The organism is Paenibacillus sp. Y951 (genome assembly GCF_056786395.1).
The window spans coordinates 1-11,739 of record NZ_JBXCIY010000038.1 but is presented as its reverse complement, the minus strand read 5'-3'; the positions used below and the strand labels follow the sequence as shown (position 1 = coordinate 11,739).

Annotated in this window: 9 protein-coding genes; 1 reads left to right on the top strand and 8 read right to left on the bottom strand. The window is 35.4% G+C overall.

Going from position 1 to position 11,739, the window contains the following annotated elements; all coding sequences use genetic code 11:
- Positions 1-307 precede the first annotated feature (307 nt).
- From AC1TPB_RS24375 to AC1TPB_RS24350, 6 genes are all read right to left on the bottom strand, one after another.
- Entirely contained in the window at positions 308-1,921 is a 1,614-nt protein-coding gene (locus AC1TPB_RS24375; RefSeq protein ID WP_482078862.1) for a response regulator, read from the bottom strand.
- On the bottom strand, positions 1,893-3,242 hold the full coding sequence (locus tag AC1TPB_RS24370) for an ABC transporter substrate-binding protein (protein WP_482078861.1): 1,350 nt from the start codon (positions 3,240-3,242) through the stop codon (positions 1,893-1,895). The genes AC1TPB_RS24375 and AC1TPB_RS24370 overlap by 29 nt, the downstream gene beginning before the upstream one ends.
- A 42-nt stretch (positions 3,243-3,284) precedes the next feature.
- Complete coding sequence (locus AC1TPB_RS24365; RefSeq protein ID WP_482078860.1) at positions 3,285-5,012, bottom strand: sensor histidine kinase; 1,728 nt, start codon at positions 5,010-5,012, stop codon at positions 3,285-3,287.
- 86 nt (positions 5,013-5,098) lie between these two features.
- Positions 5,099-5,947, bottom strand: a complete 849-nt coding sequence (locus AC1TPB_RS24360) for a carbohydrate ABC transporter permease (RefSeq protein ID WP_482078859.1) — start codon at positions 5,945-5,947, stop codon at positions 5,099-5,101.
- A gap of 5 nt (positions 5,948-5,952) precedes the next feature.
- Positions 5,953-6,900, bottom strand: coding sequence for a carbohydrate ABC transporter permease (locus AC1TPB_RS24355; RefSeq protein WP_482078858.1), 948 nt, complete (start codon positions 6,898-6,900; stop codon positions 5,953-5,955).
- Between the two features lie 87 nt (positions 6,901-6,987).
- Positions 6,988-8,322, bottom strand: a complete 1,335-nt coding sequence (locus AC1TPB_RS24350; RefSeq protein WP_482078857.1) for an ABC transporter substrate-binding protein — start codon at positions 8,320-8,322, stop codon at positions 6,988-6,990.
- Between the two features lie 231 nt (positions 8,323-8,553).
- Here AC1TPB_RS24350 and AC1TPB_RS24345 point away from each other — a divergent pair, with 231 nt between their 5' ends.
- Positions 8,554-9,111, top strand: a complete 558-nt coding sequence (locus tag AC1TPB_RS24345) for an SLOG family protein (protein ID WP_482078856.1) — start codon at positions 8,554-8,556, stop codon at positions 9,109-9,111.
- Between the two features lie 71 nt (positions 9,112-9,182).
- On the opposite strand, the gene AC1TPB_RS24340 is transcribed toward AC1TPB_RS24345, so the two are convergent.
- Complete coding sequence (locus tag AC1TPB_RS24340) at positions 9,183-10,592, bottom strand: sensor histidine kinase (RefSeq protein ID WP_482078855.1); 1,410 nt, start codon at positions 10,590-10,592, stop codon at positions 9,183-9,185.
- Positions 10,589-11,266, bottom strand: coding sequence for a response regulator transcription factor (locus AC1TPB_RS24335; protein ID WP_482078854.1), 678 nt, complete (start codon positions 11,264-11,266; stop codon positions 10,589-10,591). Before AC1TPB_RS24335 ends, AC1TPB_RS24340 begins: the two co-directional genes overlap by 4 nt.
- Positions 11,267-11,739: the final 473 nt, after the last annotated feature.

Genomic DNA, 11,739 nt, shown 5'->3' with positions numbered 1-11,739 from the left:
ACCGTTAAGCCTTTCAGCGCCGATGGTACTTGGACCGCAGGGTCCTGGGAGAGTAGGACGTCGCCAAGCACGGATGAGTCTACTGCATATGCAGTAGGCTTTTTTGTTGTTTTCTAACGGGTGATCACCGAGTAATGCTGACGTAGCTGCCATTCATCGCTCGCTCCAGTGCTCATGTACCAATAGGGTACACATGTCTATTGTATACTTTTGATCAAACAAAAAGAGCGCTCCACTTTATATATGGAGCGTTCTCATTAGCACTAACTAATTTATAATAGTTAACTTGGAATCATAGGGTGATCTATTAAGCCAATAAACGATATTCGGATGGAGTCATACCTGTTAACTTTTTGAACACTTGCGTGAAATATTTAGAATCCTGGTAGCCAACAAGAGGTGCTAGTTGATATACTTTAACCTCAGTATTTGACAATATATATTTAGCCTTTTCAATGCGACAGTGGGTAACGTATTCCAGAAATGTTGAGCCTGATACTTGTTTGAATATAGTGCAAAAGTGACTAGCGCTAAGTCCAACAAACTCAGATACTTCGTCTATGCCGATATCATTATGATAGTGATTATCGATATAGGATTTGGCTTTTCCAATAAGAGCTGATCCATCATCGCTCGATTGATGCTGAAGATTAGTTGTAATCCAGCTACTAAATGCTTCCTTTAATATATCGATCGCTTGTTCAAGTGTAGTGGATTCCATAAGGTTTTGAATTAAATAATCCACAGAGCTATCAATAATTAAATTCATATGTTCAAATTCACGACGTGAAATGACTGTAATTTCAACAATATAACGAATGAGGGAATCTTTTGTTAAGCCACCCGTTTCTAATTCTACCTTCAAAATATCTAGTAGCTGTAAAATCCGAAATAGCTCTAAAGTACGAATGCTTTGAATCAATTCCTTTTCAATCCATTTAGGATATTTCCACATTGAAGAAGAGTTGTCACTTTGTATTAGTTGTTTCGAATCAATAAATACATGATCTAGACCAGAATAAAAACGTTGATGCAAGGCATCATATGCGCTTTGATATGCAGTGTGCAGTTGTTCAATTCCTTGTACTTGTTTACTGATTCCAACAGAACAAGATAGCTTAGAGTATTGCTTAATTAGCTGGACAATTTCTTCACCCATTTTACGCTTTTGTATATCCGTTACATTTTCAAAGATGATGATCCATTCGCCACTATGAAAAGGAAATGCAGCTAATCCTTCATTATTTTTTGACCATTCTTCTAATATGTTACGAACAGCAAAAAACCAAAGTCTTTTTTCATCCTCAGACCATTGCTTATTCATTGTTGAGAAATGATCTAATTGAACGACATTAATATAATAAGGTTTTCTCAAAGTATTATCCTCCAACCATTTCATATGCTGTAATGGTCTTTGATTTCCTTCGATCAGTTCAGCAAACATTCTCTCTCTGGCAAGTAAAGAGAGTGCTTGTACGGAATCAAGTAATTGCTCACTTTGTTGCTTGGCTTTGCGATTTCCTTCTAATTTAACAATTGATTTTTCAAGCATACTAGTAAGTTCATCATGATCAATTGGCTTTAGCAAATAGCCGGTCGCTCCATGACCAAGTGATTCTCTTGCATATTCAAACTCACTATAACCACTAATGACTATAAAAATTAATTGAGGATTAATGTGCATGACTTCAGACATTAGCGTGATGCCATTAATAGACGGCATACGTATATCGCTAATAATAATATCGGGTTGATACTCATGAAAAAGCTGCAGCGCTTCTTCACCATTTTTGGCCTTCATAACTTTAGTAATATTAAGTTCATCCCAAGGAATAGCAAATTCAAGACTTCTCAATATAATTGGTTCATCGTCGACAAGAAGTACTGTATATTTAGTGCGCTCCAGTAGAATCCCCTCCATAGCTGTTAATCAGCTGAAAATAAGATTGTGAGGCCTGATCTAATTGTTGTAAGGCCTCTTCACTCGTTATTTCTAATTTGAACAAACTATCGGTAATCGTCCAAAATTCCTTTCTAATCTCAGGAGGCAAAATATTATCATAAGCGAGAAAAATTTGTGGGCTCTGTTCTAATAGTTCAATAACTTGTGCAAATACGGGACCTGTTTGACTAACATCAAATGGAATATCCATTGATGGTAACCGTGCTGCTTCATATACAATTTTCAGTTGAACTTCTTCCGTATAAAAGGCTTTAAGCAGCTCTAATGCAGCAGTTCTTTGTAGTCCTGTTAGATTGGCAGATAATCCAATTCCAATAGTATACCCGCCTGCTATTGATTGCTCCTCATCTTTCTCCAATGTAGGAAATGCTATGACTCCAATATTATCTTGAATATCTATTGAGCCCTCAGGAGATTGAAATAAAGTAATATCCCAATTGCCGTTAAGATACATAGCAGCTTTGCCTTCATTGAACAAATGAATAGCATCCGCTGAAAAAATATTAGAATAATTGTCGTTGAATGTATTTGTTGATATCCAATGCTGAAGTTGATCAAATGCTTTAACATAATTGTCATTATTAAAGGAGGCTTGACCATTAGCAATCTGCTCAATTAATTGTGGTCCTGCATAACGATCCATTAAATAATGGGCATACACACCACCTGGCCAAAGCTCCTTATTGCCAAATGTAAAGGGAATATAGTTATTCCTTTTTAAAATATCAATGGCAGTATTTAATTCATCAATTGTAGTTGGAGGAGTTATTTCTAGTTTTTTGAATATCTCTTTATTATAAAATAATGGCTGCGCATGTCCTTCAAACGGAAGACCAAATACTTGATCATTGTAGGTCCAATGGGATAAATCAATGAAATCTAATTCATTTTCAGAAATAAAGTCATTTAAGTTTAATAAACGATTTGCTCTTACATAGGGATCTAGCTCTGCACCGCCAAATAAGACAAACATATCAGGAGGTGTTCCCGTAATCATCTCACTTCGTAATTTTTGTTCACGATGATTCGTTTGATCAAGTCCTTCAAAGTTAACTTTAATATTTGGGTGTGTTTCTTCAAATTTTTCCACTACATCTCGAAAAATATTAAGCATCGGAAGATCATGCTCTAGCGTCCATACATGTCGAAATGAAATGGTGGTTTTTTCTGTCTCCGTTATATTTGTATTTTCATTAACTTTTGGAATGCTATAAACAATTGTTGTAGCTAATAAAATAACATATAAAATAATCCAATGCATGTTTTTGAGCTTACGCATATGTATCCCTCTCATTTGGGAAATTATTGTAATCCGGTTTCATTAAGGAATGATTTTTGGAACACGAATTCGAACTATTGAGCCAAAACCAGGAGTGGAACAAATCATCATTCCAAATGGACTACCGAATCGAATACGAACTCGTTCATGAACATTGCGCAAGCCAACACTGCTATCTTTATATTTATTCATTGAAGCGGCTTCTTTAATCCAAAGGTTTTTAAGGACATCCTCATTGAAACCTGGACCATTATCGATAATATCAATCCAAATTTCGTTTTTCCCTTCTGAAGCTCGCACATGGATATAACCTGCGTTTTCCATTGGTTCAATGGCATAATATAATGCATTTTCAACAATAGGCTGTACAATAAGTTTTTGTGTCATATAATGTTTGAGATGTTCTGGCAGATCAAATGTATATTCGAATTTATCCTCAAAGCGGAACTTTTGAATATTCATATAGTGGCGAACATGCTCAAATTCAGTAGAAAGCGGAATAAGCTCTTTATTTTCACTAATACTAATTCGTAGTAGTCGACCAAGTGAAATAACCATCCGACTAATATTTTTGTTTCCCTGCAATACAGCCATTGAATTAATTGACTCTAGAGAATTGTATATAAAATGCGGATTAATTTGCGAGACTAGAGCTTGTAACTCTGCTTCCTTCTTCATAGATTGTTCAATTTCTACTTGATGGATTAATTCTTCGATTTGAGAAGACATTCTATTAAAGCCAAGTACAAGCATATCTGTCTCGTCATAATGTTTGGTTGGTTCAGTTGCTATGCGAACAAAATTACGTTGTTCTACTCGCCTCATGCCACTTACTGTGCTATTAATACTTTTAACTAATCGGAGAACAAAAAACTTATCAAACAATAGGGCAGAAATTAAAGAAAAGGCAGCAAGTAGAAGAGCAGTATTACGAATGGTAGATGATTCTGCCTGTAATATACTTGTAGGAGTTATCGCAACTAAATACCAGTCAGATTGTTGAGATTGCATATATGTAATGGATGACTTCACACCATTATAACGGCTAACAAAATTGTTTTTAGCGCTTTCATTATTATCATCAAGGAAAGGAAAGGAGACAGTAGCTCCAATATGCTCTCCGGATTTGTCATATACAATAGATCCTGATTTGTTAAGTAGCAATATATTTCCTTGGTCCATAGTAGCCGTTTCCCAAAAAACTTGATCAAATAAATTTGATTTTAGATTAATTACAATAGAGCCAATGTCTCCAAGCGAATAATAATCTTTAATAATCCGTGCATGAATGAGAAACGGTTGGTTTTCAGCTTCCGAACCATTCTCACCTGGACCTGACCATACAGGTCTTCCATCTGCTTCAACCATGGCAGAGTACCAAGGCTGAGCTTTCAAATCTAATAGTGAGTCTGTCGAGTTATAGCTGTAAACCAACCGATCTTTGGAATATAAGGAAAATGATTGTACCATCGGGTGATTAATTAATGATTTGTTTATTTCCTGACGTATATCATAATTTAATATATCGTTAAAATTTTTTATTGTTTGCTGAAGAGTAGACTGAGTGATTGCAGAATTTGATAGCGATGTAATTTCGCTTAGTGCATAATGTAATCTACGATCAGTTTCCATTAAGGAGACCCAATAAAAGTTGCTAGATTTTGTCGAAATTGCTTTTGAAAAATTAAGATAAGATATAGTACCCATTGCAATAACGGGTAAAAACACAAGAAGGATATTAGCTAGTAATATTTTGCGTCGAAGTTTCAAGACGGTTCACATCCCTTAATTATACCTTCTTCTATTTCTACTTAATAAGTGTTAATTTGTCAACTTTTATTGAATAATATCTTTTTTTAGCTCTTTACAGCTCCTGAGGTTAATCCAGCAATAAACCAACGACTGAATAATAGAAAGACAATAAGTAATGGTAATGTTGCCATGAAAGTGGCGGACATAATCATTCCGTAGTCAAGACCATCACGCGTCGTAAATAGTTGTTGCAGTGCAATTTGAATAGTGTAATGACTTCTATCCTTAAGAACTACTAATGGCCAGAAGAAATCATTCCAAGTGTTCAAAAATGTGAAAATACCTAATGTAGCGACAGCAGGTGTTATGATTGGCAGTACAATGGTAAAGAAGATTCGGAAGTGTCCTGCGCCATCAATTTTACCTGCTTCTAATAATTCTGAATGAACAGAACTTGAAATATATTGCCTCATCCAGAAAATACCAAATGCATTAACCATCGCAGGGACAATTAGCGCTTTATAAGTATCAATCCATTGCAGTTTTGCCATAATTACATACGTTGGTAGAACACTAAGCTGTTGTGGTATGAATAATGTACCTATAACAAAGAAAAACATAAAGTTTTTGAATTTGAAATTGTATTTTGCAAATGCATACCCTGCAAGGGAACAAAAAAGTACAACAGATCCAGTAACGACAGATGAAACAAATAAGGAATTACCAAAGGCAGTCCAAAATTCTGTTTTTTCTAAAGCTTTATTAAAGTTATTAATAAATTGATCACTTATTGTAATAATTGGAGGAATATGCGATGCCGCACCACGAGGATTAGAAGCGATAACGAACATCCAATAGAAAGGGAAAATTGATATTATGGCACCGATAGCTAAGAAAATATAGTAAAAAGTTGTTGTAAGAGCATTAGGTTTATCACCAAGACTTGCTTTCATCGCATTTATCCCTCCGTATCTCCGCCTAGTTTATTAGAAATCCACATATTAACCATAGAAAATAAGAATGTGATCAGCAGTAAAATAACTGCAGTTGCAGCAGCAGTACCAAAGAAGTTATTACCAAATGCTTCCGTGTACAAATACACAACCATTGTAATTCCTTCTAAACGAGTGGAGCTAGTACCAGATTGTCCTAAAAATACAAAAGGCTCTGTAAATAATTGCAGCGATCCAATCGTAGACATAAGTACTGTGAAAATAATAAAGGGTTTTAATAGAGGGAGCGTAATTTTAGTAAGCTGTTGAAAACGCCCTGCGCCGTCAATTCGAGCTGCCTCATATAAATCAGTTGGTATACTTTGTAATCCAGACAAGTAAATAACCATGTTATAACCAGCCCAGCGCCACATTACCATCGTAGCAATCGCTATTTTGACACCCCACCAGCCCGAATTCCAAGCCATAGGGTCAATACCGAATAAATCTAATACCCAGTTACCCATACCGTTGTTACTAAAAATAGCACTGAAAACTAAGGTTACGGCTACTATGGAAGTAATATTAGGCATGAAATAAAGAACACGAAAAGTTTGCTTGAATTTTGTAAAGGCAGAATTAAGAAATACAGCTATTATTAATGCAAAAATTAATTGCGGAACCGTACCCATAAGACTAATAATTAAGGTGTTAGAAAAGGAAGTCCAAAATATAGAATCTTCGATTACAAACTGGTAGTTTTGTAATCCTATATATTTCATTGGACCAAGTGCATCCCATTTAAAGAATGATAAGTAAACGGTAAATAGTATTGGATACAACCCAAAAACAGCAAATAATAAAAAGAATGGTGAAATGAACAAATAAGCAAAGACATTATCTCTCTTACGCTCTGATAGACGTTTTCTTTTGGGAACTGCAGTATTTATGGATGTCTGTGCAGTTGAAGACATGTGGCACCTCCAAGTAGGAATTAATAATTCAAGATCGCAGGAATCTCCTGCGATCTTGATCTAATTATTGTAATAATGAACTTCTAATTAGCTACGTTTTTCAAGGTTTTTGATTTTCTCAATTGCAGTATTCCACTCTGCTTCTGGATCTGCATTTTTCTCTTGAACGTTTTGAATAGCTTCTTTAATAAATGAATCTGTTTGGTCATGAAGTGGACCATAGTATACAGGAGCAACACGAGCAGCAGCAGCAGCAAATTCTGCAGCAGAAGCTTGGCCACCAAGGAATTCATCAGTGTAATCTTTAAATGCCGGCTCTTCAAACAAAGCAGGAGTAGAAGGCATAAGACCACTAACTGTGAACGATGCAAGCTGTTGTTCTTGACTTGTCATCCATTCAATAAATGCATAAGCTTCTTCTGGATGCTTGCCTTCTTTAGGAAGGGAGATGAATGATCCACCCCAGTTTCCTGCACCTTCAGGAAGTTGAGCAATACGCCATTGACCTGAAGAATCTGGACCATTGCTTTTAATGTTACCAAGCATCCAAGCTGGGCCAGAAAGAACCGCAAATCCACCATCATTAGTTGCTTGAGCCCAATCTGGAGCCCAAAGTGCATAGTTGGCAACCCAACCTTCTTGAATACCTTTAATTGTATAATCATAAGCTTTTCTCACTTGGGGATTTTGATCTCCAATAAATTCACCAGTTTCTTTGTCAAAGTAAATTTGACCGTCAGATTGATCACGTAGTGCGTTGTAGATTAAGTCTCTTGAATCAACAAAAGGTTTACTAGTTTTTTCAGTAAATGCTTTTGCTACAGTAGCGAATTTATCCCAGCTATCAATTGCAGCAGTAAATTCAGTTGGATCAGTAGGAAGACCAGCAGCTTCAGCAAGATCTACACGATAATAGGCAACTGTAGGTGCAATATCAGTAGGAAGACCAATTTGGAATGCACCGTCTACAGAAGAAGCTTGAGCCCATTTCCAATCAAGGAAATTAGCTTTTACGTTATTGGCACCAAGATCATTCAAATTGTAGAACTTATCTTGAGCGTTAATGAAACGTTCCATGAAACCAATTTCAAGTTGGAAGATATCAGGTGCACCAGAATTTGCGGATAGTGCAGTTGTCAGGTTGTTATGATGAGCCGATTGGTCACCAGTATTTTGAATCTTAATCGTAACGTTTGGATGTTCAGCTGTGTACTGCTTAGCCAAATCCTCATAATTGACATTACCTAATGTCCAGAAGGAAAGCTCCACCTTTTCACTTGTGTCTGTTTTACTGTTGTTATTGTTTGTTTTACCGTTAGTATTACCTGGTGTTTTTTCATTGTTGCTATTGCCGCAAGCTGCTAGAGTAAATACCAAAACAGTAGCAATTAGAAGCATTAGCGATTTTTTCATTTTGACCATGAATAATAAACCCCTCTCTATTAGTAACTCGCTTACAATATTTACTATAAAGTAATTAACATCAATTGAAGAGGAGACAAAACTACGATTTAAGGTTGAAATTTTTTGGATGGAGGTTGAACATGTATGTACATCAGCAAAAGTTGTAATAGGAGTCGTCATGAAATAGTAGAACAGTTATACTTACATCATAAGTCAGATACAAAAATTTATAGTGAGGTTCGGGTGAATATGAAAAATGTATTAGTTACAGGATATCGTGCACATGAGCTACAAATATTTGATCAGAAGAACAAGGCTATTCCATTTATTAAGAAAGCCTTTAGATCAAAGATCATTTCAATTATAGAGGAAGGTGCCCAGTGGATTATTACTCCTGGACAGTATGGATTTGATCTATGGGCAAGCGAAGTTATTATAGAATTGCGAGAGGAGCTATATCCGCATATCAAACTTTCAATGATTACTGCTTTTGCTAATCAAGAAGAAAATTGGAAGGATGAACGTAAGGAATACTACAATTCCATTAAAGAGCAGGTTGATTTCTATGCTGAAGTAAGTAAACAGCCCTATGTAGGTCCATGGCAGTTTCAAGCTAGAGATCAATTATTATTTCATAAAACAGATGGGATGGTGTTATTTTATGACGATGAAGCGGCACCTAGCAACGTAAAATTTGTGAAAGAACGGGCAATTAAGTTATATGATGAAAGTAATTACAAGCTCATTACAATTACAGCAGATGATATTCAAAATGCAATGGAAGTTGACTACGATGATATGGAATAGTTTATTAGTAGCATAGTAAGGAATAATAAAGAAGCTGCATCCGCGATACAAATATCGGATACAGCTCACCGTTAGTTCATATTAGTTTTATCTGCAGCCGGTAAAGCTACAGTAAACGTAGTTCCAACTTTCCATTTACTTTCAACATCAATGGTACCTGAATGTAATGAAACGATTTTATGGGCAATGGATAATCCGAGACCACTACCAGAATGTTCATTTTGACTCCGTGACTTACTCACTTTACTAAATCTTTCGAATATGATTGATAATTGTTCTGCTGGTATTCCTTCCCCACTATCAGTAATTTTAACAATAATCTGTGGATCAAGTTCACTGGGAGTCTTCATTATAATCATTAAGCTATCGTGATCAGAACAGAATTTAATCGCATTTGTAATTAGATTTTGCCAAACTTCGTAAAGCAGCTGCTCATTTCCGTACATCGATACTTCCACTAGGTCAATATCTAGCTGCAGATTTTTATCAGCCCATTGCCACTCTAACATAATAAGAACTTGTCTAATCTGTTCATCTATTCGAAAATGAGTTTTATGTATTTGTTGTTCCTGGTCTAGAGATGCCAGTTTCAATAATTGCTTACTCATAGAGGATAGACGCTGGCTCTCCATTGCAATAATGTCCATATGAGCAATAAGATCTTCTTTTGTAATCGTATGATCAGCTGACAGTAGCGCTAAGCCATGAATAGAGGTTAACGGTGTTTGAAATTCGTGTGAAACATCAGAAACAAATTGTTGTTTCATCTCATCTGCTCGCTTTAACTCATTAGTCATATAATTAAAGTTACGTGCAAGCTCACCAATTTCATCTACTCGCCCTAAGTGGAGATAATGATTATTATAATTTCCTTTGGCAAGCTGCTTCGTTGCATTGGTAAGCTGTTTAATCGGACGAACAATGAAACGACTCATAATAGGAATACAAACTAAGCTGAATATAAAGCTTGATACTAATAGCATGGACATAATAAGTCGGATCTCACCACTTTGTTGCAATAGATCTGGCCGTACATATAATGCGGCAGTTCCTTCGTTTGTTTCGATCGGAATTCCGATTGTATTAGCCAAGCTGTTGTTGAAAAATCCAAACAGCGTAAAGGATTGATTTTGACTAGACATTCCACTATACAACTTTCCGGATAATACAGTTTCTAATTGTAATGACGATAGATCATTACGCTTAAAGGGAGTGCCATAAGCAGAACTGATACCTTTAGGTGAAACCCAATATATTTGATAACCAAGTTGTGCAGTGTTATTCATAAATGAAAGGTCTTGAACAGCAAGCTTATCTTGAAATAGTGTTTGCATGGAATAGGCGACATCAATCGTTCTTAATTCATTATTTTTGAGCAGAACATTTTTGTAGTAGATATCAGTAGCGATTAGTCCTGCTATCGCGCTTAGAAAAGTAATACCAATGAAAATAAGTACTATTCTTACATAAAGTGTTTTCATGCAAGCACCTCAAGCTTATACCCTAACCCTCTAACAGTTGTAATAATAATTTGATTATCGTATGGGGCAAAGCGTTCACGTAGACGTTTAATATGAACATCAACGGTACGTGTATCACCATTATAATCAATCCCCCAGATTAATTGAATCAATTGATCTCTTGTATAAATGCGTCCGGTATTTTCAGCAAGCTGAGTAAGCAATTGAAATTCCTTTAGAGGGAGATCAATAATCGTTGATTCATGTTTAACGACATAACTTTCCCGATCAATAGTAATATCACCTAATCGAATGTAATTAGAAAAGACCAGTTGATAGCGTCTTAATAATGCTTTAATGCGAAACAATAATTCTTTAGGTTCGAATGGCTTTACTAGATAGTCATCGGTGCCAGAAGAATATCCTTTTTCTTTATCGATTAATTCACCTTTTGCAGTTAGAAGGAGGATAGGGATATCATATTGATGCCGAATTTCCTGACATAACTCAAGACCATTTTTTATGGGCATCATAATATCAATGACTGCAAGATGAATGTGAGATTGTGTGAGTATACGAGAAGCTTGTTCCCCATCAGCAGCTTCATATACAATATAGCCTTCTTTAGTAAGTATGAACTTTAACAAAGAACGGATTGATGAATCATCATCTGCAATTAAAATATTAACTTTCATAATAAGTCTCCTATTAACAATATAAGTTGAAATTCAAAAAGTCCATTGATGAATTTCCGCTATTAAGTAAAGTGTATCATAGGCAAGCGAGCAAAACTAAAGCAATAATGGAGTATATGAAGATCTATAAATAGAGTAAATAGCGTTTATAATAGTAAGGATGTATATAAATATTAGAATAAATAATAATGAATAAAGAAAAGAACGATGTGCCTGAAGGATAATAAATATTAATAATGATTAAACTAATACATGATGTAGTAGTATTATGTATAATTACATCATCATATAGTATGTAATAAAATAAATTAAAATAATAGTCAAAAAAGCTTGCAATAGCTTTACGTTCTATGGTATATTATTTCTTGTCGCCGCAGAAGATTGCGAGACACACGAAGAAAACAAGACGAGCTTCAAACTTACACAATGTAACGAGAAACTCACTTGAATTTCTAACACGAAGATAACATGAA